Below are 26,728 nucleotides of genomic sequence, written 5' to 3' on the forward strand. Positions count from 1 at the left end.
TTTAGATTATCGAAAGTTCCGGGCATTTCAGAATATGGCTGCGGCCGGGATTTTCGTTTCACATTCGGGGTATATTGTATGGATTTGGGAAAAAGCGGCATAGACGAATGCCTTGAGAAAATAATAGGTAAAGCCGGAAGCCTTCTGGTCTCATACTCAGGCGGGATTGACAGCACTCTTCTGGCAGTAATTGCAAGGGAAGTTTTAGGAGATAAAATGTCATGCTGCCTTGTGAAGACTTCTTTTATGCCGGAAAGTGAATATCTTTCTGCCATAAATATAGCGGAAGAGCTGAGACTTCCACTGGAAACAGTCAGCATTGACCTCCTGAATATTCCGGATGTCTGCAAAAACAGCAGAGAACGGTGCTACTTCTGCAAGAAGGCATTATCTGAAGTTCTTCTGAACCATGCACGCAGTTTAGGCTTTAATCATGTTGCAGACGGCACAAATGCAAGTGAGATCGAAGGCTACCGCCCCGGTTACACCGCAGGATGTGAGGCAGGCATCCTGCACCCCTTTGTAGAATGCGGGATTACAAAGCAGGACATTGTAAGAATGTCTGAAAGATTCGGCCTTCCGAATGCCAAAAAACCGCCCTCTCCCTGCCTTGCGACAAGAATACCATACGGCACTGAAATTACGGAAGATAAGATTGGAAGGATTGAAAAAACCGAGGACTGCCTGAGAAGGCTTGGTTTTGAATATTTCAGGGTGAGGGATCACGGCGATATTGCAAGGATTGAAGTTTCCGGCGGTGAAATGAAAAATATACTGGAATTCCGGGACGAAATAACCGAAGAATTCCAGAAAGCCGGTTATCTCTACACCACACTTGACCTTGAGGATTTCTCCGGCGGGAACTTTGACCGGAAATATTTGCGGCGTATATGAATTAAAATAAATATTGTGTTGTTGTATATTCCGCTTGAGTTGAACACCTGTTCTGTCTAATACTGGACACTCGTTCCGTCAGGACTGAACATTAAGTCCGGCAAAACTAGACTCCCTTTCCTGTGACATTGAACAGCTTATGAAGCCGATAAAAATATTCTCTATATAGTAGTTTTTCCCACATAAATTTATAGATGATTGACAACTGTAAAAAATCATCGTAATTGATCCACCCCCAGTAACACTGGCAGTAAATGAAACTGCATAAGACAACAAATAAGGCTTATTTTTATAATTTATTCTGATTTGAAGCCCAAGTTTGACACTTTGCCCATGAATGCTTTTTAACCTGGATTCCCGAAAATTCCTAACGAGCCATTTTTAAAATGGCCGTATCACATTTTAAATTAGAAATAGTGCGTATTTTATTGATGGATGTTGTTTCGCTCGTTAGGTAGTAATTACGAAGCATAACTGGGCCGTGCATTTTTAAAATGGCTGCAATATGTTGGCTAAATTCTGATTAAATATGAATTTGGCCGCATTTGTCCTACCCCGGTTATGTGTCTCCGGGAATCCAGGTTTTAAACCCCTAAAATATCCAAAAAAATCGAAACTTAATTTGACATTTGGATAAATTTAAGGGCAAAATGAGAGTTTTATTTTCAGAATGACAATGTTGGATTAAATCTAATCTCAAAATAAGGAGATTTTGGGCGATTATTTCACAAAATTATGAAACTGTCAAATTCTTTTTCACCAAAATTAGAGCGGTTGCGTAAACTGGCAAACTTAGGTTGAAGCTTTTAGGCATATGGTGACACATCATAGAATGATTTATCGCCTGCTGAGAATACCCACGAGGGTATTCTTGAAGCAGGTTATCACTCAAGCGCAGGCCCTGAGGTCAGGGCGTGTTCGCGAAGCGGACTGCGCAAGGGTTGCCAAACTTATTAATTGGTTTGATTTTGAGTGTTCAGTTCTACCCGGAATATACATTGCATCAGTGATTGTGTCGAATAAGGGCACAGGATCACTCCTGCGCCCTTATTCGACTTGTTGTTGAAATTATAACTGAATAATTCTTTATCCATTATATTTTTTGATTTTTGAGATGTTTCTTTTTATTTTATTATCTGGAATTTTTAATTTAGTTTTTATTTTCTGTCTATCTCTGTAATTGATTGGATTTAAGGAACAATATTCGACAATCATAAAATTTGTTATCTTTCTTGCGACCTCAGAAAAATCTTTATCGTCAATTTTTTTAGAAAGTTCATTTATTTGTAATTCTTTATTATATCTAATTGTTATTCCATGCTTTATTAGAAAACTTGCTGGATTGTTAATTTCATCACAAACATTGTTAGATATTTCTATAATTTTATCACAACCTAATGATTGAATTATCTTGTCTATAATCCCATATATTATGAAGAAATCAAGATTCCAAAAGATTTTATTGGCTATTTTCCTTTTTTCTTCCTCACTTTTTTTATGGTGTGGTGGGAGATTTTCATCAAGTTTATTTAATCTTTCAGATATGATCTCTATTGTATATTTCTGATTATCTTCTTCCCTTATTAATTCACAAAATGATGATAATATTCTTAAATGAACATTCATTCCTTCTAGGAATAAGTTATGTAGCTTCATCTTCTCTATTGAACCAGACCTGTTTCTTATAATACAGCCGATAACTTCAACAGTTTTAATTGCCCTCCTTAAGTCTTTAGAAAGATCGTTAGCTATTTCATCTTCTCCTTCTTTAGTGAATTCTTGATATTCCTCATTAGATTGTTCTAATTCATCTTCAAAACTTAATTTTTGAGTTCTGTTTTTTTCGGGTGTGGCATTATTATGTGGTAGAATTGCATTAATTATATTGTGTGCTTGTTCATCTATGAAACTTGTTTCATCTTTTGTTAATTTAGCAGGTTTGTACCTATTAAATAATGATGATGATATATCTTCAATTTCTTTAAAAATTTCATTATTTCTAGAATGATGTGTTAAAAAAATTGCAATATACGCATTTTCATTTACATGCAAATTTTTTAGAATTTTACTAATTGTCTTTTTTTCTTTTGCTAATTCAGGATTTTCGGAAATTGATTTAGCAACAAAGAAATAAAATAGGTATGGGTATGTGAATGAATAACTATTGAAACTGCTTTTTGTAATAATGTCTGTTAAATTCTCTAATAATTCTTTTTCATTTATTGGCAGATTATATTTATCTGAATATTCTGTCCTAAATTTTGAAAACTCGTTTTTATCTAGATAATCTTTTTTTGATTCAAATATATATGATGCAAATTCAGTTAAATAATTAATATAAATGTCAATTTCATCGTTTTTAACGTCTCGATTTCTTAAGTAAAAAGTTATAAATGCTTGATAACAATATCCTTGAGAAGTTATTTCTTGATCAAGGGGAACCATATATGTCTCATAGGTCATAATTGTGGATAATATGAAAAAAGGATAGGCGGGCATTATTCCCTTACCTAGATTTTTACCTAAAGTAGTGTTAATTAGATCTGTGTTTCTATCAATATCAAAATAATCTGTTTTTCCATTTTTATCAGTTAAACGATTCCATTTTTTAATTAGTTCATTTCTTAAAGATGGTTTTAGTTCTTTGATCCTATAACTCTTAAATGAAGATGTAAGCGCTACATCATTAATATTTAAGCTAAATATGTCATCAATTACTATTGTGCATAGGCGATATTTTAAAAATTCTTTTAGATGTTTTTCTTTATTATTTGTATAATGGAAATCATCAATTATTGGTACAATCCTGTTTTGATTAATTTTTTCAAGCTCTATATTTATGTATTGTTTTTTTAATAGTTTAAATATAATATTGCTTGTTTTTCCAGTAAGTTTTTCTCCAAGAAATGTGGAACTCTTAAATGATATGTACACTGGAACATAATTTAATTTTCTTAATTCACAATATATTTTTTTGCAAAGTGTTGTTTTTCCTGATTGTCCCTCTCCAGATATTGTAATTTTTTCTTCTTTTAATAGTACATCTAATATGTCCTTTGAATTAATAGTGTCACAATAATCCTTTAAGCGATCAAACTCTTCTAATTCAGTATGAATATAAATATCGTTTAAATATACTTCCTCTTTATTACGGTGCGCTTTGGTTAACATTTCAGCATTATTTAAAAAATCTTTAAAATTATCTTTGACTTTTACATTCCTAATATAATTTTCAATATTTATTATCTCTTTTAATCTTGTGCTAACATTATCCCAAGCTTTGGTTTGATCTTCAAAATCTGTAACTGGCTTTCCATCTGTGGGCAATGCTAATAATTTAGAGATTTCATTATCTTCTTTCCATAAGCACGTAGATAATATTATTGGTAATATTTTGACATTCTTTTTATTTTTCAATTCGATTGCTTTATTTTTCTCACTAATGCAACTATTGGATATTAAAAAATCTTTTGATATAAACTGACAAATGATATCTGAAGTTTCAAGATTTGAATCAATTATATTTTGAAAATCATCGCCTGGTGATATTTTTTTATCATACCAAATTTCAATTAGTCCATTTTTTTCAAAAGGCGAAATGTAATTGTAAAAGTTGTCTATATATGGTTCATTTAAGTTATCCACATGTGAATAACTTATAAATAGTTTTAATTTTGATGTTTGCATATAAATATCCCCAATATCTGAATTCTTTATTATATAATTATTTATGGCGCTTTTGGCGGCAAATGCATATTATATTTATTATTTGTGTGTGGATAATTATAATTTTTGTTAAAAATGATGTAGTTATAAATTATTATTTCGATATATTATGTTGATTATTATGTGGCCTCATTATTTTTAATTTCAGATTGGTTTTCTTGTTTAACCCGAAATAGCTTCCTTAAAGATTATAATCCTCCACTCCTTTCCTAAGAATTTCAGAGTGTTCCAGTATGCCAGCTTCTTTGCAAGCTGACCTGTGTTGTCCGGAGATTTATAGAATGTATATGCCCCGCTTCCGGCATCATTGGCAGAAATTGTCTTTCCAAGCATCTGGAGGTTTTTAAACCTCCTGAATGTCTCATCTGTAAAGAGATTTTTGCCGACCTGTGCCTTATCCCTGTCATAGAGAATAAAGCCGTCAGGCTGCATTACTGTGACTGTAATGTCCTTCTCATGTTCAGTCGGGCCTATTACCTCTGCAAGAAAATCGGAAGGGTCGGCCATTGCAAGAACACTGCCCCTGTATTCTCCGCCGGAGGATAATACAGGCCATGCAATCTGAATTCCTGTGAAACCCTCCTTTGCAACGAATGCATCAGATAAGAATGGCTCTTCTGAACCGACTATGGAATCTCCGGGTTCTGCCCCGGTTATGTCAATCCCGACTGAGCCGGAGTAGATCTCCGGTGCAACGGCTGTAATTGTACCGTCCGGACCGACTGTGGCATATGATAGTGCATACTTCGACCTGTTCCACAGTCCGTCAAGAACCATCTGAACCTCCGGTGATGACACCGAATCACCTGCTGACAGTTCCCCGGCGGCGGATTCAAGATCACCTGATATGGAGTCGAGGATTGTCTCAATATTATTTTTAAGATATTCAAGGTCTTTTATTATGGCCTTCTCCCCTTCTCCCATCGCAGGCGGAAAGAGGTACTGTGCTGCAAGAAGAACGGCTACTGCAATTATTATCACAGCAATTGTTGATAGAGGCAGTTTATCAGAGAGGGACATATAATAAAATTAGCTCAAGAAGGTTATTACTGATACCTATTCTCCCTCATCATCAGGTCTTAAGGTCTAAAATATATCTGGTTAAAATATTTCTATTCATATTAATTTGGGCCGGTTTTCTTCCTCCTGTCACTGCTCCCTTTTCTCTTCCGGTCTTAAATCCCGTTCCTCCTTTTCGTCATCACCTGTGATGGTTATCTCCCTTCAGCTTCAGTGATGAAATCCCGTTCCTGACTTCTCATCATGGACAGGCTCCGGCTGCCTCTCCAGAAGCGGGAGCTGTCTTTTAAGATCTGCAAGCAGCATATCCGCAAGGTCAAATGAAAATCCTCTTCTGATAACGATCCTGAGTGCGGCCAGATCTTCACGGTTTTTGGGGAATGTGTATGCCGGAATGAGCCATCCTCTCTCCCTCATTCTGTTTGAGACATCGAAGACCGTGAAATTATCAATTTCATCCTTTAACTTAAAGGCAAAGACCGGCAGTTCATCTCCTCTTGTAATCAGCTCAAAAGGACCTAAGTTTTCAATTTCGGAGGCAAGGTGCACGGCGATATCGCGTGAATACTGCTGCACCTTTGTAAAGCCCTCCATACCGAGCCGCAGGAAATTGTAGTACTGAAGCACAATCTGTGATCCCGGCCTTGAGAAGTTCAGGGCAAATGTGGGCATGTTTGATCCGAGGTAATTGACGTAAAATATCAGATCTTCGGGAAGGGAAGCGGCATCACGCCATATAATCCACCCGACACCCGGATAGACAAGGCCGTATTTATGCCCGGAAGTGTTGATGGATGCAACTCTTGGCAGCCTGAAGTCCCAGATGAGGTCCCTGTCAAGGAAAGGTGCGATCATACCCCCGGAAGCTGCATCAACATGAACCGGAACATCAATTCCGGTCTTCTCCTCAAACCTGTCAAGTGCTGTGCAGATATCCTGTACTGGTTCATAAGAGCCGTCAAATGTTGACCCAAGTATCGCCACCACTGCAATTGTATTTTCATCACAGAGCTTTACCGCCTCTTCGGCAGAGATATGGAAGCGGTTTTCTTCCATCGGGACAAGACGCATCTCAACATCCCAGTAATTGGCAAACTTCTCCCAGCAGATCTGCACATTTATCCCCATTACAATATTTGGCCTGTCTGCCGGTTTTCCCTCTGCCTTTTGTTTATGCTGCCATCTCCTCTTAAGCGCAAGCCCGGCAAGCATGGCGGCCTCGCTCGAACCCGTAGTCGAGCATCCGGTGGCCTTATCCACATCAGGTGCATTCCACAGGTGGCTTAAAATGCTGACACAACGCATCTCCAGATCGGCGGTCTGCGGGTACTCATCCTTGTCGATCATATTCTTGTCAAACGTCTCAGCTGCAAGTTTCTGTGCCTGTGGTTCCATCCATGTACCGACAAAGGTTGCCATGTTCAGTCTTGCATTCCCGTCCAGCATCAGTTCGTCGTGTACAATCTGGTATGCAAGATCCGGATCTGTCTCATCCTGTCCAAGGCGATCCCTCGGTATTGTTCCATCGCCTTCCTGTACGAAAAGAGGATCTATTTTCAGGTCTTTAATCTTTTTTTGCGGCCCTTTCGGATGTTTTAGTCCCATGATAATTCTCCTTTTAATATCTGTATTGTCCGGGATAAAGTGCATCAGCTGAGATGACTGTTCACGCCCGGAATCCTGAATTTTATTATTCAGTAAGTTAAGTTCTTTTTACAGCAGACTGATAAGCCTTTCCAACTTTCTGAAGCGATCACCTAAGATAATCCTGGGTAAAATTCCGGAGTAAAAACTATATCAGTTCAGGGAGGAATTAAAATATCAGAATTAATAGAGGTATCCATATGAAAAAAACCGGATTAATTGTTATAACAGGATTTCTCCTCTTCCTGATATTCACAGCACCGGCATCCGCCGTGCTGACAAATATAGGTCAGGGAGATACTGTCTTTCTGGGTGAGGAGGGTCTGACGCTTACACCATCGGTATTCTACAGCTCAGGCGGAGTAACTGACACTCAGCTGGCATACTTTGGTTCCGGTGCAAATCCTGCAGCATCTGCACCGAATTATGTTATAACACCTGACAAGAGCAGCTTTTATGTAGATCCGAATACATTCGGAGATAAGAGTTCTGCATGGTACTCCTATCCGAACGGCTCAAAGAACGGGCATGTTGCATTTTATGTGAACTCCCCGTCACTTTCAGTGAAACTCTATGCCGTACGTCCGGGCGACTCCTTTGACCTTACAAACGGCAAAGTTGTGAAAGGTGAGGGGCTTGACTTCAGGATTGACTCAAACCTCTACCCGATATTTACAAGGAGCGGAGTTGCCGCCGGTGATGACGGAGTTGACATAAAGTTTCAGGATGAGGTCGGCGCTACCCTCACAGCGCTTTATGACTGCACAGGTGCAGTTGTAAGCATTGTAAACATCCACCCGACATCGTCCGTGTTCTACCTGCCGTCCGGAACCCCTGCATGTGTATGGGATACGGGCAATGACGCCTATAAGATGGGCAGCTATAAGGTCTGGGCGGAATGCAATGTAAACGGAATGATGGACAATCTTGGATCAGTTATGGGCGAGACCACAACCGCTCCGATCCCGTCACTTGCGGCTGCTGCAACACCGACACCTACACCGACTCCGGAAAAGACAACAGCAGCAAAAACTCCAACCCCTGTGCCTGCAACGACCGCCCCCACACCTGCACCGACAGATGCTGTAACTGAAACGGAGACTCCTGCACCTGTTGTAACCGATACTCCGGTTGTGACACCGGCTGTAACAGCTGAATCGAAAGGTCCGGCAGATCTCCCGCAGACTCCTTTAAGTCTTTATACAGCTATTGCCGGAATTCTGGCGGTTTTTATTGCAGTAAATGTCCTGAAAAAAGAATAAATTATCTTAATATTCCGGTCTGAAAATTAATTTTCAGAGCTTATTTTTTTCTTAAGCAGAATAATATTCCTGCAATTATTACTCCGGTCACCACAAACGGCAGAGTTACAGGTGATTTTTCAGTATTCTTCTCTCCGCCTGACATCTCTTCTGCATATCCTTTGTTGGCCAGTGCATGGCTGTCTCCGGGTGAGATCCTGAGTGCCTTTTCAGAGACCGCAATCTCTTCATCGTACCGCCCCAGTTCTCCAAGTGCCGTCCCTTTTGTGATATATCCCTCGACAGATTCAGGATCTGCCTTAATTGCACTCTCCGATGCCTCTATGGCCTCTTCATACCTCTCAAGCCCTATAAGTGCAGATGCCATATTAACCCAGCCTTCAGGCTGATCCGGCCGGATTTCAGTCGCCTTTCCGGCAGATTCAAGAGCCTCGTCATACCGGCCCATTGCATTCAGGATTCCGGCCTTTGTAGTATATGCAAGTGTGAAGTTTTCGTCTATGGCAATGGCACTGTCAGCCGCAGAGAGCGCTTCTTCAAAATTTCCGGCATTTGCACAGTCCACTGCAAGGTTATAATACTCTATTTTGTTCATATCTCCGGCAGAAACCGGCTGTGCAGCAATAAAAAGTGTTACTGCAAGTGCTGTAATCAGTAATCTCTGGTATGTTATTTTCAAATTATTGCCTCTTATATTCTGTAATGAATAGTTTGTAAGGCAGAGAAAAAAGATATTGCGGGTTTAGTTTTTATCCGGCATTTTTATATCAATGCCGTATTTTTCTGCATTTTTGTCGGCGATAGCCTGAATCTTTGCTATCTCCTCTGCATTCTCTGTTGGCCTGTAAAGGTGGCGGAATCTCTTCTGTGCTTTTAAGTAGGCATCGACAGGTACTCTTTTGACCTTCTTTGCCTTTGTGACAACACCGTCCTCCATCTCGAAGTTAACCCAGAGTCCGGAGTTGATTGCCATCTTTCCGATTTCCATCGTTTTGGCGCCGTCAAATCCCCAGCCTGTGCAGCACGGTGTGTGCACCTGAATGTAGCACGGGCCTTCCGTGTTGATCGCTTTCTCAACCTTCTTCATGAGGTCAGCCGGGTATGCCACAGAGGCCGTTGCCACATAAGGTGATCCGTGTGCTGCAAGTATTGCGGGGAGGTCTTTTTTTGGCCTCTTGTTTCCGGTTGAAAGTTTCCCTGACGGACTTGTGGTCGTATCGGCATCGTATGGCGTTGCACCTGAACGCTGAATTCCGGTGTTCATGTATGCCTCATTGTCGTAGCAGATGTATGTCACATCATGCCCTCTCTCAAAGAGGCCGCTTATACATAAGATTCCGATATCAAAGGTTGCACCATCACCTGCAATGACAACAACCTTCTCACTCCGGCCCTGCTTTTTAATCGAGGCCTCAACTCCGGATGCCACAGCTGCGGCATTCTGGAAGAGTGAGTGAACCCATGGTGTTTTCCATGCCGTTTCGGGATAAGGTGTTGAGAAAACTTCCATACATCCTGTTGATGCAACAACGATTGTATTCTCACCTGCGGCTTTTGTAATCAGCCTTGCCGCAAGTGCCGGGCCGCATCCTCCGCACGCCCTGTGCCCTGCGTCAAAGTATTCCGTCTCTTCTCCCGTCATTTTAAAGCAACTCCTCTCTAAGGCCGAAGAAGCAGTCATTTCTGCCCTGCTCTGCCCAGTCTGCAAGTTTGTGAATATCTTTCTTTCTTATGTCCCTTCCGCCGAGTCCCCCGACGTATGAATAGACATCAGCACCCTGCTTTCCTACGGCGTCCTTGACCTCAAGGCCGACTGCACCAAGCATCCTGGAACCGATTGAGATATTCTTCTCAAGGACTGCAATCTTTGACACTCCGGAGAGGGCAACCCTTACGTCTTCATACGGGAAAGGCCTGAATGAGCGTATCTTTAAAAGTCCTACCTTTCTTCCTGCCTCTCTCATCTCGTCAATTGCATCCTTTACTGTTCCGCATACAGATCCAAGTGCAACAATTGCGGTGTCTGCATCGTCAAGGCGGTAGCCTTCCACAAGCTCAGAGTAGTCACGTCCGAAGGTCTCTGAGAATTCCTGACCCACTTCCCTTAAGACTTTCTTTGCTTTGATCATAGCGGCATGGATCTCGTATCTGAACTCCTGGTAATAGTCAGGTGTTGCATACATACCAAATGAGATTGGATCCTTTGCGTCAAGCCTCTGATATGGTTTAAATGCCGGCAGGAAACTGTCAACCTCTTCCTGTGTAGGAATGTCAACCGGTTCATAGGTATGTGTGAGAATGAAACCGTCAAAGCAGACCATAGCCGGAAGAAGGACATCGTAGTTTTCAGCTGCCTTGTATGCAAGGAAGTGAAGGTCCATTGACTCCTGTGCATCCTCGGCATAGAGTTGCATCCATCCTGAATCACGGAGGAAGAGTGAGTCCTGGTGATCATTCCATATGTTCAGCGGGGCACCAAGTGCACGGTTTGCAATCGTCATTACAACAGGCTGGCGCATGCCTGCAACATTGAAGACGACCTCTGCCATAAAAGCGAGTCCCTGTGATGTTGTGGCTGAATATACCCTTGACCCGGCGCATGCCGCACCAAGGCATGAGGAGAGAGCTGAGAACTCGCTCTCGACACAGATGTACTCTGCGTCAAGGTCGCCGTCAGCAACCATCTCTGCAAGCCTCTCGACGATATGTGTCTGCGGTGTGATTGGGTACGCAGATACAACTTCCGGTCTGGAAAGCCTGACTGCCTCTGCTACGGCGTGTGATCCTTCCATTATCTGAAGCATTGTTATTTCTCCTCCTGTTTCATTTCAATTGCATCTTTCGGGCATTCCTCGGCGCACATGCCGCACCCTTTGCAGTAGTCATAATCAACCTCAGGATAGCCCTCATCGCTCTCTTTGATGCAGACTTCCGGGCAGATCATAGTGCATGTGCCGCACTTGTTGCATTTCTCCTGGTCAATTTCCGGTTTGAAGACGCGCCATGATCCGGTCTTATTGTCTCTTGCTTTTCCCGGTCTTGATGTGCATCCGACTGAAAGCGCCATTATTCCGCCTCCCCTTTTATTAATTCAAAGGCCTTCTTTGCGGCCATAATGTTCTTTTCGCCGAGTGCTCCGGGGAATCTCTCTTTTAAGGCCTCTTCAAGCGCCTCAAGTTCGATCTCACCTGTTGCTGCCGCAAACGCGCCCATAAGGGTTGTGTTTGCAATCGGAAGGCCGAGTATTTCAAGCGCAATAGAAGTTGCATCGATTTTTATAAGCCTTACACCTTCGGGAACTTCTGCATCTATATCCTTTTCTGTGTTAATCAGTGCGATTCCGCCTGATTTAAGACCACTGAAGACATCGACGTCTTTAATCAGAGTGCTGTCCTGTACGATAATATAATCAGGTTCATAGACCTGGCTTCTGAGCCTGATTTTATTGTCATCAAACCTGACAAATGCCTGCACCGGCGCTCCTCTTCTTTCTACGCCGAATGCAGGGAATGCCTGTGAATAGACTTTGCTCCTGAATGCTGCTGTAGCTATCAGCTCGGCAGCAGTCACTGAGCCCTGTCCTCCTCTTCCGTGTATCCTGAGTTCTCTCAAAAAAATCCCTAAGTAATTTTACATGATTAATTAATAAGAATTTTTGTTATTCGCAAATTGTTCATTTTTTAAAAAAATAAATGCAAAAGGGTTGTTTCCTTCCTGTTCCGGGATGTATCCGGTATATCTGTGCAGTGACTGCCATGCTTTACCTGCTGTTTTACCGGAGGATATTCATGACTGTGCGGATTTATCCTGCGTTTTCCTGTGCGTCAGGCATGATTATATTTTTCTTATATAAGCATGCAGAATTATATGATGGATCTTCATAAGCAGAGATGTGACCCTGAACCTTCGAGAATTTCGCCTCTGGCACGCAGAGACCTACTTGATTATATTGACAAAGTGCCCGGATGGGAGATTTCCGAGAGGAAACTCACACGGAAGTTTGATCTCGAATCATTTGAGGAATGTCTGGATTTTCTTGGAGATCTAAACGATCTCTCAAAGCGCGAGGGTCATTTTCCGGATGTTATTATTTATAACCGTAAAAATCTTGTAATTGCCTGGTACACTTACGAGAGCGGTGGAATCACAAGGAATGACTTTATTATGGCCGCAAAGATGAATTTCAGCGAAAGATTCAGGGTATGATCTCTTATGAAACATTCACATCCGGGCGCAACTGAATGTTTCATCTATTATCTGTATGCAGGCAGAACATTACGGCACACTGGCGATTTTTGAAAATTATCTTCTCTGCTCCCCTTTTTATTCTTTTATTCTGCTGATTTATTATTTTCAGCTGTTATTCTTCATATGCGGAATGTGGATTTTATTCTCTTCCTGATGTTCTCCTTCGGATATGCGCCTGTAAGTCTGTCTGCCATCTGCCCACCTGAGAAGAAGATTAGAGTCGGAATTGCAGAGATCTGAAAGCGCATTGCAACCTGCTGATTTTCATCGGTGTTGCATTTGGCAAAGGCGACCTCACCACAGAATTCTGCCGCCAGCTCCTCCATTGCCGGTCCTATTTTTTTGCACGGGCCGCACCATTCAGCCCAAAAATCTATAACTACGTGTCTGTTTGCAGCGACAAAGTCATCAAGGCTGAGTTCATTTATCTCTGTAACTCCCTGGCCGGATATGGCACATTTTCTCTCAATTGTCCTCTGCATCTCCATAAGTCTCTTCTGCCTTATCATCTCAAGGTCATCATCAAAGCTTTCACTGCGATCCATAATGAGTGTTCAGACTCGTATCCTTTAATATATTCCGGATTCCTGAGGCCATTTTTGTTGAATTGTTTATTTCAGTAATGCGCCGGCTAAGCCCTTCTCCGGTATTTGCATCAGGAATGGAAAGTTATATCTGTTATCTGGTAGATGTTATATAGCACTCGCAGAGCGAGGTGGGGTAGTCAGGAAATCCCGTCGGGCTCATAACCCGAAGATCAATGGTTCAAATCCATTCCTCGCTATAAACGTTCTTCTTTTACCGAAATATTTTCTTTGAGCAGAAGCAGTCTTTCTTTGTTTTCCGGAATCTTTTGCATCATACTGTACCTTCATCCTGTCAGGGCCTGCTGTTTGTTTTTTTGTTTATCTCCGGAACTTTTTGAGCCTCTCCGGTCAGATGAGTTATTTAATCAGCCATATGGTCTTTTTTTAGAGTTATATTCTGTTTATGCGCTTTTCTGCCTGCACTTTACGGGTTATTCTCTGCTGAATTCTGCGGCTTATTGTGGTGAAGGTTTATCCCTTCGCAGGTGAATGTAATATAGCACAGTGGAGCGAGGTGGGGTAGTCAGGAAATCCCGTCGGGCTCATAACCCGAAGACCAATGGTTCAAATCCATTCTTCGCTATTATTTCTCTTAGTTATGTTATTTTTTGTAGCAGCGTATGCCGTGTCCGGGCATTGATTGTGCATTTTTATCTAAAAAATGAATTATTTTTATTTTCAGGCAGCTTTTACTCTGAACTGTGAGGATTTATCCTTTCAGAATAAGTCTTTAAACCGATTTGCCGGATTACTGGTGCCTGTTATGAAATCCTGAATTTTTTCTGCTTCAGGAACTTCCGGGAGGCCCGTTAATTCCTCCCCCATGTTGTCATTTCCGCTTTCACTGATCAAAACTCCTGCATATCCTGTAATATTCTGATAACCTGCGATCACGCGGAGGCTTCCCGGAGATATGGCTGTGAAAAGCCCGTCTGCTGAAATTTTTCCTCTCCGGCTGTCTGAGACTGACCATTCCGGTTCAATCGTAAGGAATCTGCCCTTAACGTCTGTTGCAACCGCTTTAAACATCATATCCTCTCCGGTTTTCATTCCGGCAGATGCAGGTGTCACATATATTGCTGCAATCTCATCGCCTGTCTCTCCGACGGAAACAAACATTTTTGTCCTGATGTCGGATGCAAATTCGTTGCCTGCCTCAAGGGTTATGTCATATACTCCCGGCTCATCAAATGTGTGCAGCGGGTTCTGCTCATCTGAATACTCTCCGTCACCGAAATACCAGAGCCATGAATCCGTGTAACCGTCCGACTCATCTGTAAACCGGAGTGTAAGTCTCTCAGAATTGTTCTCTTCCGGATAATCATAGGAGAAATCTGCATAAACAGTATTTTCTGCTGTTATATAGCCGGTTTTATTCTCTGATACCTCTCCGAACTCGTTTGAGACCGTAAGGTTAACGGAATAAGCTCCCGGTTCTGAGTAGACATGCACCGGGTTTTTGTTGTATGATCTGCTCCCGTCACCAAAGTCCCATACTCTTGCACTTATCTTTCCGGATGACATATCCCTGAACTGAACATTGAGCGGAGCGGCTCCATTTCTGTTGAATGCCGAAAAATCAGGCTGAGGTACCTCCTCAACAGAGATGATATTCTTTTTATCTGCTGTAAAGCTGCCAAATTCATTTTCAACTGTAAATGATACGTCATATATTCCCGGTTCACTGTAGGTATGCACCGGAGAGGACGACTCTGAGTATTCCCCGTCTCCGAAATCCCAGAGATAAACTGTTCCGGATGATGCGCTTACAATGGCTCTTCCTGTGAATTCAACTTCGAGAGGTGCTGATCCAGATAACGGCTCAGCTTCAAACCCTGCAAGCGGCAGTGTTTCTGTATCAAGTCTGCATATTACAATGCAGTTGCTGCTGCCATCCTTCTCTCTCCAGACAATCCGGTTTCCGGATACCTTTGGGTCTGAAACCCCGGTTTTTGGCTCTGCAAGGACGCCCGCGTTCTCCGTCCTTAAATCATAGAGCCAGATTGCAGTTCCACTGCCTTCATAGCACTCATACACTATATAATTCTCTGAGATGTCCGGATTTCTGCATAATCCGGCTCCTGAACCAAGAACTGTTGTCTCCCCGCCGGCAGTGTCATACATCACAGCAAAACCTTCCTTCTCACCTCTTCCGTTAAAGACAATCTTTCCCCCGTAAACTTCAAAACTGTCCGGAAAATCCCTTATGAGGATGGAATCATCTCCTGTTATGATGGATTTCCTGTGAAGTTCCCCGGCTTCTGTCCAGTACACGTAATCCCCGTCAGTTTTTGGTGAATGTTTATCTGATGTGCCGGATACTCTGAACGGAATTCCTGCCTCATCCGGAGAATTTTTTATGAATATATTGGTGTAGCCGTTTAAGCGTCCGTCAAGCCAGACAAGAATATTTCCTGATATTTCTGCATCTCCCTGAGCGGAGGGGTGTGGATCTGCGGCTTTTGCCGTGCCGTCCGGAATGTCATATACAAAAATCTGCCCCGGCCCTTTCAGGGTTTTATTCTGAAATGCAATATTTCCGCCTGAAATTTCGGGCCTGAAGTCTGAATACCGTGACTCTGTGATATTTGTGAATGATTCTTCATTGAAGTCATAGAGCCTGAGCCTGTTTATGCCGGAATCTGACTCTGTAAAGGCGATATAGTCCCCTTCAATGTCGTAATTCAGCACCGGACTGCTGCCGCAGCTGATCTCTGAGAGTTCCCCGGAGTATGTGAATTCTATTGCAGATGCCCCTGAAATCAGAACCGCCGGAATAATTGCCGTAATTATGAATATGATCATAAAGGCTTTCAGGCCGGATGCTCTTTCATTGTCCTGAAAGGTATAACTGTTGCAGACTGTTTTTCCGGTGCGCATACAATCTGATATTGTTGTGGTCCGTATTATAAAATAGTTGGATATTTGATCATCCGGCATCCCTGAATGCTGTAATATAACTGCGCTGTTGCCGGATATCTGTCCTCTTCAGAACGGATCAGTCAAATTCCTTCAGTGCACTCTGATATGTGCCTGATTTGTAGGTGATACACCTCGGGCAGGCCTTCTCTTCTCCGATTTTAATCGGGTATGTCCCCGTAAGACATCCTATGCAGAGATCTTCAGGTGGAAGACCTGTTGCCTTTATGAGGGAATCTATTGATACGTGGTGCAGTGAGGTTGCCCCTATGTGTTTGCAGACCTCTTCCTGGCTCCTTGTACTGGCTATAAGCTCCTTTCGTGTTGCCATGTCCACTCCGAGGTAGCAGGGTGCTTTGATTGGCGGTGATCCGACTCTCATGTGGATCTCCTTTGCGCCTGCATCCCTGACAATATCAATAATCCTTCTGGCTGTTGTTCCCCTGACAATGCTGTCATCCACAAGAACAACTGATTTATTCTCAATATGTCCTTTTACAGGATTGAGTTTTATCCTGACGGCATTTTCCCTTGCTTTCTGATCCGGCATGATAAATGTCCGGCCTATATACCTGTTCTTTATCAGGCCCTCTCTGTATGGTATGCCTGAACTCTCGGAATATCCTGTAGCATGCGCAATGCCTGAGTCGGGCACTGGTGAGATTATATCTGATTTTACAGGCGCTTCAAGGTGAAGCGACTGGCCTATTCTTCTTCTGACATTATATACCAGTTTCCCGTCAATGACAGAGTCTGCGCGTGCAAAATAGATGTACTCGAATATACAGTGGCTGTAACCCGATGATTCAGCAACCTGTGTGCAGGTAATGCCTTCACTGTTTATTTTGATCAGTTCACCCGGTCTTACATCGCGGAGGAATTCTCCGTTTAAGGCATCTATTGCAACGGACTCTGAGCAGACTATGTATCCGTCATTCAGTTTCCCAAAGCAGAGCGGTCTTATGCCAAGCGGATCTCTGAATGCATATATTGTATCGTCAACAAGAAGGGCAACTGAATAAGAACCTTCGAGTTTTTTCATACATGCCAAAACAGCGTCCTGTATGGATGAAGAATGCGTAAGCTCGTCAGCAATAATGTTCCCGATTATCTCGGTGTCTGTAGTTGTACAGAATATCTGACCGCGACTTTCGTATTCTTCCTTCAACTGCCAGGTATTTGTAAGGTTGCCATTGTGGGCAATAGCAAATTTTCTGTTCTTAAATGTGAAATAAAAAGGCTGAATATTCTCAGGGATCTTTGCCCCGGTTGTCGGATAGCGGACGTGCCCGACACCTGAATTTCCTTTGAGTTCATCAAGGATTCCGGCATCGAATACTTCTGCAACAAGGCCCTGTGCCTTGTGTTTGTACAGATTCATGCCGTCAAAAGTAGTAATTCCCGCACTCTCCTGCCCCCTGTGCTGGAGGGCATAAAGAGCGTAATAGATCGGGAAGGATACTCCGCCGGCATCTGTGATGCCAACGATTCCGCACATAATAATTAGTGGGTAGGGGTCTTCGACTTCTTAGTTACCCAGTTGTATGAGCGCATTCTGCTTGTTTTTCCGAATCCACAGGATGAACATATCTTGTGGCGTTTGTGGTATGATAACTTACCGCATCTTCTGCAGACAATGTGTGTCTGCGTCTGTCTTTTTCCTCTTGAGGGGGTACCCTTACTCATCTTAAATCACCATTAACAAAAGCATCAGATTTTTTTTAATTATTCGACTGAAGGAGAGATGTATATAACATTGTCGCCGCGTACAATCAGTGTGCCGGCTTTAGTCGTCACACCGTTGATCTCTTCCTCGGCATTCTCAAGTACAAGGTTCATATGTACGTCGTAACCCTGAAGTACTCCGCGGATCTCTCTTCCGCCCTTAAGGCTTACGATAACAGGCTTCTGGTTAAGAGCCTTGTCTAAAATTTCAAGTGGTCTTTTTGTCATAAAATTCCCTTGTCTGTTTGATGAGGATTAGTATAATTGCGAGTGGAAGATACATAAATATAGCGCAAGAGAATATACCGGCATATGCCGGATGTTATATTCGTGAGGAATAAATAATGGCTAAAATTGGAGTGAAAAAGAGGTACAGCCTCCGGAAATCAAAAGTTTCTGATATTTTTAACAAACTTGAGGAGCAGATCGGAGAATCTTCTGCATTATTTAAGAAAGAGAGAATTGAGGTTGTTGAGACGACAGCTGATTTTGAACTGTATCTTACTGACAAAAACCCGTGGCTTATGGAGCTTAACGGGTGGGTATTCCCGACTTTGCGTGGTATTGTTAAAAATTCGTTTCCCGAGAGGAAGGTTGTAGTGGACGCCGGTGCTGTTTCATATATGGTGAACGGTGCTGATCTCATGCGCCCCGGAGTTATCTCTGTAGGCAGGGATATAAAGAAAGGGCTGCCGTTTGTGATATATGAGGTGACGCACGGAAAACCCCTTGCTATTGCCGAGGCACTTATGGATGCCGCAGAGATGGAGGCAGCTGACAAGGGCAAGGTGGGAAAAAATATACATTATGTCGGCGATGACCTCTGGAACCTTGAATTTTAGAGATGCATTGAATTTTCAGGCATTATTTCATGTAAGTTCTGCTTTTTTTTAATTCCGGGCGGGAACACAATGGATAATAATAAATAAAATTCATTCTACAATCTTTGCTATGGCTAAAAAGTTTGGTTCTCTATTTAAAAGGGGCAACCAGCCGGAGGAGTCTGATTACATGGAACTCGACCTTGCCTCAATCGAGTCTACAGGCGAAGGCGGACCTGCTTCCATGTATATCAAGATAGCAACAATAAACGAAATCCGCGACACGCCGAGAATTAAGGACGAAGTCTACAACGGAAATATTGTTATTGTCGATATCGGGCGTCTTAAGATGGACAAGATCACATATGAGAGGGTATTAAAGGATCTCAGTGATGTTGCACAGGATGTGAATGGTGATATCTGTGGTCTCGGTGACCAGAAGTATGTCATACTCACGCCTATGTCTGTGAAAGTTTCACGCGAGAAGATTGGAGGATAATTATTTGAAAAGGGTTATTGTTGCACCCTGTCCAAACTGTTCGTCAGATACAGAATATATATATCAGACAGAAAGCATTCCTTATTTTCCGGACATTCTGATCTCATCTGCAGTCTGTGACTGCGGTTTTAAATCCGTAGATGTCCAGATTATGGGTGATTCTGACCCTGTGAGATACACTCTTTCTGTTGAATCTGCAGAGGATCTCAGTGTAAAGATCATCAGAAGTACAGGCGGTTCTATAGAAATTCCTGAATTTGGTATCCTTGTTGAACCCGGGCCGATCTGTGAGGGTTTTATCACAAATGTGGAGGGTGTTCTGTACAGGTTTGAGAATACCATTGAGGGGATTTTGACCTGGGCAGAGGATGAACAAAGGGAGAATGCTGAAAATCTGCTGGCTACTATAAGAAAAGCCAGGAGTGGTGAGATACCGTTTACACTCATTGTTCAGGATGACTGCGGAAACAGCGGCATTGTAAGTGATAAAGCCGTGAAGTCTGATTATATTCCGTATGAGCATGAGGATTAGGGATACTGAAAGGGTTTGCCCTGAATTATCCGTAATGTGCTGTGCAGGGCAGATCGCTGTCAGGACAATTCCTGACGTTTTTTTTGTGAATATATTATATCGATATCCGTCTGACAGATATGCTTGACAAATTTCTTGGAAAGGACCATAAAAGAGAGCTTGAGGCGTTAAACTCAGAGATTTCCAGACTGGAGAAGGAGAATGAAAAGCTGAGGCTGAGGCTCTCTAAAAGGGAGGAGAAGGCAGCTCAGGATCCTGCAAGAATTCAGGAACTCTCTGAGTCCCTCAATAAGGCTGAGACGAAAGTCCGGGTTCTTGAGCATGAACTTTCAGCATTTAAGAATCTGAATCCTGCTGATGACTCACATTCATTCAGCCGTTTTGTTCTCAATAAAAAGGAGAGCCTTGAATTCACTGAAAAGATCCTGCTTCTGGCAAGGAATTATAATGTGAGGGCTTTTTATCTTCCACCGGACGGATTTCCGGGCGGGTCCGAAGATTTTCCGGATGAGAGGATGAGGGTATTTTCAGAATCTGTAGAGTCGGAAACCGGCATTTTTTTCTTTTATGAACTGGAAAATAACCCCTTCTTCTTTTATGCAGTGATTCCGCCTTTCTCTGTCTCCGGAATTTCAGGCAGGGTTCCTGCTGAAGAGTGTGCGGGCTATTTTGCGGATTCTCTTTCGGGGCAGAGGAATATTTTATTTGTATGTGCCCATGCCGGCAGCAGTTTTATCGGTCTGGCATCTGAAGAGGGTTTTTTGTCCGGGAAGTATGTAGAGACCGGAGTTAAGGAGAAGCACAGTAAGGGCGGCTGGTCACAGAAGAGATTTGAACGTTTAAGGGAGGAAGATATAAAGAAGCACGGAGATAAGGTCAGGGGGGCTTATGAAGAGTTCATCCGTGATTCAGGACTTGTCCCGGAGAGTGTCATCCTCTGTGGCGAACCAACCCTTGGGGAATATATATTATCGGGCATCCATCAGGGCAGTGATGGCAAAATCCCTCTGATTAAGAAGACCATTGACGCAAAACCGGAGAAGCATGCCGGAGAAAAGATTGCAAAGGAGATATGGTCGTCTGTCTGGTACAGAGTTGTTTAAACTCCTGCAACTGCAATACCATGATCCCTGAATTAAATTCCTGCTATATACTTTCTCTCTTCTGTTTCAGCTGCATTCTTCCATTTTTCAGCAAGTTCAGAATATTTATCTGAGAACTTATCACTTATCAGAAGCCCTGTACCTCCGTTCTCCATTGAATACAGTATATTTCCGGGTCTGAAATCTCCCGAGAGTGTTCTTTTTATTCCAGATTTTACGGCACCCTCTATATTTTTCACAACCGAAGCAGCGACCACTCCCGGTGCAAGAGAGGACTGATCTACATCCTCGCCTATGAGATAAACCTCTCCGTGGTTTATAGCCGAATTAACAATGCCTTTATTTGAACTTCCCGCAAGCATGATTATAACGTCAACTCCGGACCCATACATCCGGTATGCAATCTCTTCAGCTTTATCCGGCATTGAAAACCCTTCAAATCCTGAAGAGACATAACTGACAGATGTATATACTCCCGGATCACAGGCATATGCACCTGCCTTAAAGCCGTCTGTGAACGGTTTTATTACTCCTGCGTCTGTACCTGCAATTATCCCTATATTATCTGTCTCTGTCATCTCTGCTGCGAGGACTCCGGCAAGAAAGGAACCTCCGTACGGCATGAATGTGCAGACGGCATGGTTGCTGAGGCTGCTCTCACTCTGCTCAACTCCGATAAACTTTATGTCGGGGTTCTTCTCCGCCCAGTCTGCCGTGTACCCGTCATATTCATAGCCAATTGTTATCACAAGGTCGGGTTTTTCTGTAAAGCTGCCGGATGTAAATATTTCATTCACTTCAGATGCGTCATTCAGTGAGAATTCCCTTTTGATGAAACTGTTCTCTTCATATGCAGAAAAGAGTCCTGTATATGCTGCGTCTGCAAAAGACCGGTCACCTTTTACTGATGGGTAGAATATCCAGACTGTTCCTTTGCCTTCATTTTTTTCTGTCGGAATGCCTGTATATGACAGTCCCGGAAGGTATGGCTGGTAATGTTTATCTGATGAATAATATTTTCTCTCCCTGAATTCTCCGTCTTCAATGATCCAGAAGGCATAATAACCCCTGTCAGGCCCGATCATGCCTTTTCTGAAGTCGAGTGGCCCTGAAGCGCCCGAGATGTCAGGTTTTCCCCCTGAAAGTATGTATGAGACTGATTCGCCGGCTTCCTGGCTGTCCCAGCCCTTATATATTCCTGAAGGTGCTGTTACACTTTCAAAGGCTTCTGCATATGTCTCTTCGGGGTGCGTCATGTTCCATGCGGCTGTATATGCTGCAAGCATTACGGCGTCATATGTCTGCGCAGAAAATACTCCTGGCATCTCTTTGTTTCTGATTGAGTATGGTATGTAATATCCTGTGGACGGGTCGTATGAAGGGGATACTCCACATATTCCTTCCGCATCTCTGCCCAGTTTCTCTGTTATATATGGAGATCTTCCGCTGTCGGTGAGTAAGAGTTCCGCATCAGACCCTGCATCATCCAGGGTCTTTTTTATCATAACGGCATCTTCGGGCATTACTGCGGCGATTATGTAATCCGGATTTAAGGCTGCGATGCTGTAAACTGAGTCTGAGTCCCGGTTTTTGTCATTTGTCAGCGGGATGTTTTTTATCAGCTCTAATCCGACAGAATCTGCATATTCCGGAGCATATCCGTCAAATGTCCTGCCGTATGATGTGTCTTCATAAATCAGGCATACTGTCTCTGCACTCTTTTCCTCTAATATTTCAAAGATTACTGTTATCTGGGCGTGATCTCCGGGAACTGTTCTCCTGAAATATCCTGTATTCATGAAACGTGCGGAGACTTCGGCTGATGATGCTGAAGGGCTTATCAGAAGTTTTTTACTTTCAATAAATATGGGAGCTGCTTTTAAAGCCTCTTCACTCGATGAAGGGCCGATGAAGATGTTTATATCCGGATCCCCGGCTGCATCTTCTGCAATATCTGTGATCTCCTTTCCTTCTGTGTCAAAGAAGACCGGTTTTACAGACGTTCCGCCAATTCCGCCGGCGCTGTTTATGCCGGATACTGCCATCTGAACCGGAGTTTTAAAATCAAATATTTCTCCGCCTGATACAGGAAGGAGAATTCCTATCTTTATTTCTGCTGTATCCTCTGGAATGCCGGTATATTCAGTGCCTGTTCCGGAACCCAGGCATCCGGCTGTGAATATTATTAAAAGGGACCCTGCAAGTCCTGCAAAGAGTAAAAAATGCCTGAAATAATTATAGTTATTTTTAATAATACCCATTTCTTATATGGGTTATTCTCTTTTCAGATATATATCAGTTGGATGACAATTGTTCATATACCTGATAATTTAATGAAATTCCTCGCCTTCAAGGCGTATTCCCGGTGATGAAGATATTCTTCCAACTACGGAGGCATCGGGGGCGGTTTTTATAATTTCATTCTCCTCTGATTCCGGAGCTATGAATACATATCCCATTCCCATGTTGAATGTGCGGTACATCTCATGCTTTTCCACATTCCCAACCTCTTCAATCCATTCATATACGGGCTGGGGTTTTACCGGGTTTTCGATCTCAAAGCCGAATTTTCCGAGTCTTTCAAGGTTTCTGAGACCTCCGCCTGTGATGTGGCACATGCCGTGAACTTCTGCTGCATCTGTGACCTTCAGTACTTCGCTGTAAATTCTTGTCGGTGTCAGAAGTTCTTCACCAAGTGTCTTCCCCCATGGCATCTTCTCATCATATCCTGCATATGAGTCAACTATATTTCTCGCAAGTGTGAGGCCGTTAGAGTGTATCCCACTTGAAGGAAGGGCAATTATAAGGTCCCCCTCCTTAATTCCGGATCCGTCAATAATTTTGTTCTTCTTCTGAACTCCGAGGCACGTGCCTGCAAGGTCAAGGCCATTTACGAGGTTTTTGAGGGTTGCAGTCTCGCCTCCGATTATGTTCATATTGGAGAGGCGTGCGCCTTCGTTCAGCCCCTCGCCTATCTGGCGCATCTTGTCGGTCTGCACGCTTTCGGTTGCGATATAGTCCACAAATGCAACCGGCTCAATGTTCATAACATAGAGGTCGTTTACATTCATTGCAATGCAGTCGATACCGAGTGTTGACCAGTTCTTCATCCGGTCAGCAACAAGCATTTTTGTGCCGACACCGTCAACTGCAAGTGCAAGGACGTATTCTCCGAACTCCACAAGTCCTGCGAAATGGCCGACATTGCTGTACATTCCAAAGTCGCCCTCTCTTCTGTAGGTGAGCATCTTTACAAGTGCCGATACGCCTTCTGCCTCAAGATCGATGTCAACTCCGGCATCCCTGTATGTATGGCCCTTTTTCTCAAACAGCGGGTTCATTCTTCACATTCTCCTGATAGTTCAAATTCGTCATGAAGGACTTTAACGGCCTTTATCCCGTCGTTTTCCTTTACGATAAATGATATGTTTACTTCTGATGATCCCTGCGAGATCATCATCAGGTTGATCTCGTTTTTGCCAAGTGCGGTAAATATTCTGCCGGATATTCCTGGTGTGCCTGCCATTCCGACACCTACAACTGCAACTGCGCATATGTCGCGGTCATATGTGACTTCTCTGATGTAGCCGCCTTTTTTAACTGTATCAAGGGCTGATACTGCGATGTCGAGGTGTTCGTCATCTACTACGAGTGATATGTTGGCTTCGGATGAGGCCTGTGAGATCATCATGATATTGACGCTGTTTGCCGCAAGTTCTCCAAAGATTGCCCTTGCAACTCCGGGCCTTCCTACCATCTGCGCACCTGTGATGTTGATTAAGGATACCTTGTCTATGTAGGTTATCCCTTTCACAACTCTCTTGTCTCTGTGCTGTTTTGAGAGGACACAGCTTCCGCCTGCGCCGGGGTTGAATGTGTTCTTTACTCTGACAGGTATTCCCTTCTGCATGGCCGGTTCGATAGACCGTGGATGGAGGACCTCTGCGCCGAAATATGACAGTTCCATTGCCTCAAGGTAGGAGATGTCGGGCAGGACCCTTGCATCCGGAATTATTCTTGGGTCGGATGTCATAATTCCGTCAACGTCGGTCCAGATCCAGATCTCATCCGCTCCTATTGCTGCGCCTACGATTGCTGCTGAATAGTCTGATCCTGAACGCCCAAGGGTTGTGACAATGCCTGTGCCTGTGCATCCCATATATCCCATGACTACGGGGACATACTCCTGCATAAGCGGCAGAACGCGGGATTTAATCTTCTGTTCACTCTCTGGCAGGACATTTGCACAGCCATGCCTCTCGTTTGTCATTATGCCGGCTTCACATCCGTTTAGCGGGATGGAGGGTATGCCCTCCTCTCTGAGTGCGGCACTGACAATTCTTGCTGACAGCCTCTCTCCGAATGAAATTATATAATCCTTTGATCTTGGGGTGAGTTCGCGCAGGTTGTGTATTGCTGTCAGGATGTTCCTGAGATTTTCGAGTTTTGCGTCGATCTCCTGCATGACTGTCTCTGCTTCTCCGGGTGCAACTGCTTCAAGGACTTTTTTGTGGCGTGCCCTGATCGAATGGATGGTTGTCTCGATCGGAGGTTCGTCCAGTGATTCAACTGCTTCCTTTGCAATGATGTGGAGCTGATCGGTTACTCCGGACATTGCGGACACTACTACTGCCAGTTCGTTTCCGGTGCTGTGGTGGTGTTTCAGTATAGAGACTACGCGGGCGATGCATTTTTCATCACCTACGGATGTGCCTCCGAATTTCATTAAAAGTCTCAATTTAAGCTCACTCGTTTTTTTTCTTGTATCTCTCTACATTTATGGTATCTCGATAGTATTAATGTAGGGGTGGGTAAAGGATATCTGTTTTTTTAGATTTTGTTATTTTATGCACGGGGGTTTTAGTGCGGTACAGTTAATAACAGAAAAAATGATGAATATCAATTACCTCTTCTGATCTATTTTTTTGTTATGACTGTCTCTGGATATTCTGTTTTTTTGAAAATATTTCCCGAATGTCAGTCATATCATTTCACAGGTTATTTTGGTTCCGTTTGCGCGAGTGATCAAAAGTTCATGAAATAACGCTGTTCTGCCGTTTTTTTCCTGTGGGTGATCCTGTTTGTCTGTTCATTTTCTTAATTTCCTGCAAGGGTTTATATGTGGCGGCATACAACATTGTAAGGCCGAAGTATTCCGGTGACAGACGCCTCAGGGCGGCTGCAACTGTGGATTCGGGAAAGCCTGTAAGTTCTTTTACAGGTAATTTCAAAGTAAGGTGGATTCGCTGAATTTTGCGTTCCTCTGCTTTTCAAATAAATCGCAAAACAATGTGTTTATATAACAATAAATGCAACATTGTTACCTCGATTCTTAGATGGAGAACCGAAAGCACCCGGATGGGGGTGTCGGTTCTGACGTTGGCACTGACAATGCGGAAATTTGTTTAATAACCGCTAATTCCTTTTAGATAAACTAGTGAAAAATCGATAGTGTGCCGAAGTGTAAGTACTTCAAACAATTAATTCTGGTTGATCCTGCCAGAGGTCACTGCTATCGGGGTTCGATTAAGCCATGCGAGTTGAGAGGGTTAAGACCCTCGGCGGACTGCTCAGTAACACGTGGATAACCTGCCCTAAGGTGGAGGATAACCCCGGGAAACTGGGGATAATACTCCATAGGTTAAAGGTACTGGAATGTTCTTTAACCGAAAGTTCCGGCGCCTTAGGATGGATCTGCGGCCGATTAGGTTGTTGTTGGGGTAGTGGCCCAACAAGCCTGTAATCGGT

24 protein-coding genes, 2 tRNA genes and 1 other annotated feature are annotated in these 26,728 nt (G+C 43.2%); of the genes, 10 read left to right on the forward strand and 16 right to left on the reverse strand.

The genetic code is table 11. The features are described from left to right. The first annotated feature begins 78 nt into the window (after window positions 1-78). Complete coding sequence (gene larE, locus METLIM_RS07235) at window positions 79-894, forward strand: ATP-dependent sacrificial sulfur transferase LarE (RefSeq protein ID WP_048146265.1); 816 nt, start codon at window positions 79-81, stop codon at window positions 892-894. A 1,086-nt stretch (window positions 895-1,980) separates the two neighbouring features. Here the strand turns inward: larE and METLIM_RS07240 are convergent. The 3 genes from METLIM_RS07240 to METLIM_RS07250 form a co-directional block, all read right to left on the reverse strand. Beyond that, window positions 1,981-4,581 (reverse strand): toll/interleukin-1 receptor domain-containing protein, encoded by a 2,601-nt coding sequence (locus tag METLIM_RS07240; protein WP_004077302.1) that lies wholly within the window; start codon window positions 4,579-4,581, stop codon window positions 1,981-1,983. 201 nt (window positions 4,582-4,782) lie between these two features. After that, a complete protein-coding gene (locus tag METLIM_RS07245) occupies window positions 4,783-5,640 on the reverse strand; it encodes a cache domain-containing protein (protein ID WP_004077303.1) in 858 nt (285 codons plus the stop codon). A gap of 210 nt (window positions 5,641-5,850) precedes the next feature. Next, window positions 5,851-7,245 (reverse strand): glutamate decarboxylase, encoded by a 1,395-nt coding sequence (locus METLIM_RS07250; RefSeq protein WP_004077304.1) that lies wholly within the window; start codon window positions 7,243-7,245, stop codon window positions 5,851-5,853. A gap of 239 nt (window positions 7,246-7,484) precedes the next feature. On the opposite strand from METLIM_RS07250, the gene METLIM_RS07255 reads away from it, so the two are divergent. Beyond that, window positions 7,485-8,546: a DUF3821 domain-containing protein gene (locus tag METLIM_RS07255; protein ID WP_004077305.1), complete on the forward strand. Its 1,062-nt coding sequence runs from the start codon at window positions 7,485-7,487 to the stop codon at window positions 8,544-8,546. 40 nt (window positions 8,547-8,586) lie between these two features. On the opposite strand, the gene METLIM_RS07260 is transcribed toward METLIM_RS07255, so the two are convergent. From METLIM_RS07260 to METLIM_RS07280, 5 genes are all read right to left on the reverse strand, one after another. Further along, on the reverse strand, window positions 8,587-9,225 hold the full coding sequence (locus METLIM_RS07260; RefSeq protein WP_004077306.1) for a tetratricopeptide repeat protein: 639 nt from the start codon (window positions 9,223-9,225) through the stop codon (window positions 8,587-8,589). A gap of 63 nt (window positions 9,226-9,288) precedes the next feature. Then, entirely contained in the window at window positions 9,289-10,188 is a 900-nt protein-coding gene (locus tag METLIM_RS07265) for a thiamine pyrophosphate-dependent enzyme (RefSeq protein WP_004077307.1), read from the reverse strand. A 1-nt stretch (window position 10,189) separates the two neighbouring features. Next, on the reverse strand, window positions 10,190-11,350 hold the full coding sequence (gene porA, locus METLIM_RS07270; protein ID WP_004077308.1) for a 2-ketoisovalerate ferredoxin oxidoreductase subunit alpha: 1,161 nt from the start codon (window positions 11,348-11,350) through the stop codon (window positions 10,190-10,192). A gap of 2 nt (window positions 11,351-11,352) precedes the next feature. Then, window positions 11,353-11,613, reverse strand: a complete 261-nt coding sequence (porD, locus tag METLIM_RS07275) for a pyruvate synthase subunit PorD (RefSeq protein WP_004077309.1) — start codon at window positions 11,611-11,613, stop codon at window positions 11,353-11,355. After that, window positions 11,613-12,158 carry a pyruvate ferredoxin oxidoreductase subunit gamma gene (locus METLIM_RS07280; protein WP_004077310.1) on the reverse strand — a complete coding sequence of 182 codons (546 nt, stop codon included), beginning with the start codon at window positions 12,156-12,158 and terminating at the stop codon, window positions 11,613-11,615. The genes porD and METLIM_RS07280 overlap by 1 nt, the downstream gene beginning before the upstream one ends. Window positions 12,159-12,413: 255 nt before the next feature. Here METLIM_RS07280 and METLIM_RS07285 point away from each other — a divergent pair, with 255 nt between their 5' ends. Then, the gene (locus METLIM_RS07285; RefSeq protein WP_004077311.1) at window positions 12,414-12,752 is read left to right on the forward strand and encodes a 4a-hydroxytetrahydrobiopterin dehydratase; all 339 of its coding nucleotides are present in this window, start codon (window positions 12,414-12,416) and stop codon (window positions 12,750-12,752) included. 161 nt (window positions 12,753-12,913) lie between these two features. On the opposite strand, the gene trxA is transcribed toward METLIM_RS07285, so the two are convergent. Then, window positions 12,914-13,339 carry a thioredoxin gene (gene trxA, locus METLIM_RS07290; RefSeq protein WP_004077312.1) on the reverse strand — a complete coding sequence of 142 codons (426 nt, stop codon included), beginning with the start codon at window positions 13,337-13,339 and terminating at the stop codon, window positions 12,914-12,916. Window positions 13,340-13,503: 164 nt separating this feature from the next. Here trxA and METLIM_RS07295 point away from each other — a divergent pair. Both METLIM_RS07295 and METLIM_RS07300 read left to right on the forward strand, forming a co-directional pair. Continuing rightward, a tRNA-Met gene (locus METLIM_RS07295) sits at window positions 13,504-13,578 on the forward strand. A gap of 311 nt (window positions 13,579-13,889) precedes the next feature. Then, window positions 13,890-13,964: transfer RNA gene (locus METLIM_RS07300), tRNA-Met, on the forward strand. 134 nt (window positions 13,965-14,098) lie between these two features. Here the strand turns inward: METLIM_RS07300 and METLIM_RS15530 are convergent. From METLIM_RS15530 to METLIM_RS07315, 4 genes are all read right to left on the reverse strand, one after another. Next, window positions 14,099-16,261: a PKD domain-containing protein gene (locus tag METLIM_RS15530; protein WP_004077313.1), complete on the reverse strand. Its 2,163-nt coding sequence runs from the start codon at window positions 16,259-16,261 to the stop codon at window positions 14,099-14,101. A 118-nt stretch (window positions 16,262-16,379) separates the two neighbouring features. Beyond that, window positions 16,380-17,798, reverse strand: a complete 1,419-nt coding sequence (gene purF / locus METLIM_RS07310) for an amidophosphoribosyltransferase (protein WP_004077314.1) — start codon at window positions 17,796-17,798, stop codon at window positions 16,380-16,382. 5 nt (window positions 17,799-17,803) lie between these two features. Beyond that, complete coding sequence (locus METLIM_RS16085; RefSeq protein ID WP_004077315.1) at window positions 17,804-17,986, reverse strand: 50S ribosomal protein L37e; 183 nt, start codon at window positions 17,984-17,986, stop codon at window positions 17,804-17,806. Between the two features lie 39 nt (window positions 17,987-18,025). Beyond that, window positions 18,026-18,253 (reverse strand): LSM domain-containing protein, encoded by a 228-nt coding sequence (locus tag METLIM_RS07315; RefSeq protein WP_004077316.1) that lies wholly within the window; start codon window positions 18,251-18,253, stop codon window positions 18,026-18,028. A gap of 116 nt (window positions 18,254-18,369) precedes the next feature. Between METLIM_RS07315 and METLIM_RS07320 the strand changes: the two genes are divergently transcribed. From METLIM_RS07320 to METLIM_RS07335, 4 genes are all read left to right on the forward strand, one after another. Further along, window positions 18,370-18,867 (forward strand): RNA-binding protein, encoded by a 498-nt coding sequence (locus METLIM_RS07320; RefSeq protein WP_004077317.1) that lies wholly within the window; start codon window positions 18,370-18,372, stop codon window positions 18,865-18,867. A gap of 109 nt (window positions 18,868-18,976) precedes the next feature. Next, window positions 18,977-19,345 (forward strand): cell division protein SepF, encoded by a 369-nt coding sequence (locus METLIM_RS07325; protein ID WP_004077318.1) that lies wholly within the window; start codon window positions 18,977-18,979, stop codon window positions 19,343-19,345. Between the two features lie 4 nt (window positions 19,346-19,349). Further along, on the forward strand, window positions 19,350-19,877 hold the full coding sequence (locus tag METLIM_RS07330; protein WP_004077319.1) for a ZPR1 zinc finger domain-containing protein: 528 nt from the start codon (window positions 19,350-19,352) through the stop codon (window positions 19,875-19,877). A gap of 119 nt (window positions 19,878-19,996) precedes the next feature. Beyond that, window positions 19,997-20,980: a Vms1/Ankzf1 family peptidyl-tRNA hydrolase gene (locus tag METLIM_RS07335; RefSeq protein WP_004077320.1), complete on the forward strand. Its 984-nt coding sequence runs from the start codon at window positions 19,997-19,999 to the stop codon at window positions 20,978-20,980. A gap of 32 nt (window positions 20,981-21,012) precedes the next feature. On the opposite strand, the gene METLIM_RS07340 is transcribed toward METLIM_RS07335, so the two are convergent. The 3 genes from METLIM_RS07340 to METLIM_RS07350 all read right to left on the reverse strand — a co-directional run bounded on the left by METLIM_RS07340 (window position 21,013) and on the right by METLIM_RS07350 (window position 25,706). Further along, complete coding sequence (locus METLIM_RS07340; RefSeq protein ID WP_004077321.1) at window positions 21,013-23,241, reverse strand: BMP family ABC transporter substrate-binding protein; 2,229 nt, start codon at window positions 23,239-23,241, stop codon at window positions 21,013-21,015. Window positions 23,242-23,310: 69 nt separating this feature from the next. Continuing rightward, window positions 23,311-24,321 (reverse strand): phosphoribosylformylglycinamidine cyclo-ligase, encoded by a 1,011-nt coding sequence (purM, locus tag METLIM_RS07345; protein ID WP_004077322.1) that lies wholly within the window; start codon window positions 24,319-24,321, stop codon window positions 23,311-23,313. Continuing rightward, window positions 24,318-25,706, reverse strand: coding sequence for an aspartate kinase (locus METLIM_RS07350; protein ID WP_004077323.1), 1,389 nt, complete (start codon window positions 25,704-25,706; stop codon window positions 24,318-24,320). Before METLIM_RS07350 ends, purM begins: the two co-directional genes overlap by 4 nt. Window positions 25,707-26,101: 395 nt before the next feature. Between METLIM_RS07350 and METLIM_RS17540 the strand changes: the two genes are divergently transcribed. Next, entirely contained in the window at window positions 26,102-26,230 is a 129-nt protein-coding gene (locus tag METLIM_RS17540; RefSeq protein ID WP_281034215.1) for a hypothetical protein, read from the forward strand. 289 nt (window positions 26,231-26,519) lie between these two features. Further along, window positions 26,520-26,728: a sequence feature (16S ribosomal RNA rRNA prediction is too short), on the forward strand.

The sequence above is a fragment of the Methanoplanus limicola DSM 2279 genome (genome assembly GCF_000243255.1).
GTDB classification, from domain to species: domain Archaea; phylum Halobacteriota; class Methanomicrobia; order Methanomicrobiales; family Methanomicrobiaceae; genus Methanoplanus; species Methanoplanus limicola.

Excerpts from the sequence above, each read along its gene's own strand:
- larE (WP_048146265.1), top strand. The coding sequence starts at position 79 with ATGGATTTGGGAAAAAGCGGCATAGACGAATGCCTTGAGAAAATAATA.
- METLIM_RS07240 (WP_004077302.1), bottom strand. The coding sequence starts at position 4,581 with ATGCAAACATCAAAATTAAAACTATTTATAAGTTATTCACATGTGGAT.
- METLIM_RS07245 (WP_004077303.1), bottom strand. The coding sequence starts at position 5,640 with ATGTCCCTCTCTGATAAACTGCCTCTATCAACAATTGCTGTGATAATA.
- METLIM_RS07250 (WP_004077304.1), bottom strand. The coding sequence starts at position 7,245 with ATGGGACTAAAACATCCGAAAGGGCCGCAAAAAAAGATTAAAGACCTG.
- METLIM_RS07255 (WP_004077305.1), top strand. The coding sequence starts at position 7,485 with ATGAAAAAAACCGGATTAATTGTTATAACAGGATTTCTCCTCTTCCTG.
- METLIM_RS07265 (WP_004077307.1), bottom strand. The coding sequence starts at position 10,188 with ATGACGGGAGAAGAGACGGAATACTTTGACGCAGGGCACAGGGCGTGC.
- porA (WP_004077308.1), bottom strand. The coding sequence starts at position 11,350 with ATGCTTCAGATAATGGAAGGATCACACGCCGTAGCAGAGGCAGTCAGG.
- porD (WP_004077309.1), bottom strand. The coding sequence starts at position 11,613 with ATGGCGCTTTCAGTCGGATGCACATCAAGACCGGGAAAAGCAAGAGAC.
- METLIM_RS07285 (WP_004077311.1), top strand. The coding sequence starts at position 12,414 with ATGATGGATCTTCATAAGCAGAGATGTGACCCTGAACCTTCGAGAATT.
- trxA (WP_004077312.1), bottom strand. The coding sequence starts at position 13,339 with ATGGATCGCAGTGAAAGCTTTGATGATGACCTTGAGATGATAAGGCAG.
- METLIM_RS15530 (WP_004077313.1), bottom strand. The coding sequence starts at position 16,261 with ATGCGCACCGGAAAAACAGTCTGCAACAGTTATACCTTTCAGGACAAT.
- purF (WP_004077314.1), bottom strand. The coding sequence starts at position 17,798 with ATGTGCGGAATCGTTGGCATCACAGATGCCGGCGGAGTATCCTTCCCG.
- METLIM_RS16085 (WP_004077315.1), bottom strand. The coding sequence starts at position 17,986 with ATGAGTAAGGGTACCCCCTCAAGAGGAAAAAGACAGACGCAGACACAC.
- METLIM_RS07315 (WP_004077316.1), bottom strand. The coding sequence starts at position 18,253 with ATGACAAAAAGACCACTTGAAATTTTAGACAAGGCTCTTAACCAGAAG.
- METLIM_RS07320 (WP_004077317.1), top strand. The coding sequence starts at position 18,370 with ATGGCTAAAATTGGAGTGAAAAAGAGGTACAGCCTCCGGAAATCAAAA.
- METLIM_RS07325 (WP_004077318.1), top strand. The coding sequence starts at position 18,977 with ATGGCTAAAAAGTTTGGTTCTCTATTTAAAAGGGGCAACCAGCCGGAG.
- METLIM_RS07335 (WP_004077320.1), top strand. The coding sequence starts at position 19,997 with ATGCTTGACAAATTTCTTGGAAAGGACCATAAAAGAGAGCTTGAGGCG.
- METLIM_RS07340 (WP_004077321.1), bottom strand. The coding sequence starts at position 23,241 with ATGGGTATTATTAAAAATAACTATAATTATTTCAGGCATTTTTTACTC.
- purM (WP_004077322.1), bottom strand. The coding sequence starts at position 24,321 with ATGAACCCGCTGTTTGAGAAAAAGGGCCATACATACAGGGATGCCGGA.
- METLIM_RS07350 (WP_004077323.1), bottom strand. The coding sequence starts at position 25,706 with ATGAAATTCGGAGGCACATCCGTAGGTGATGAAAAATGCATCGCCCGC.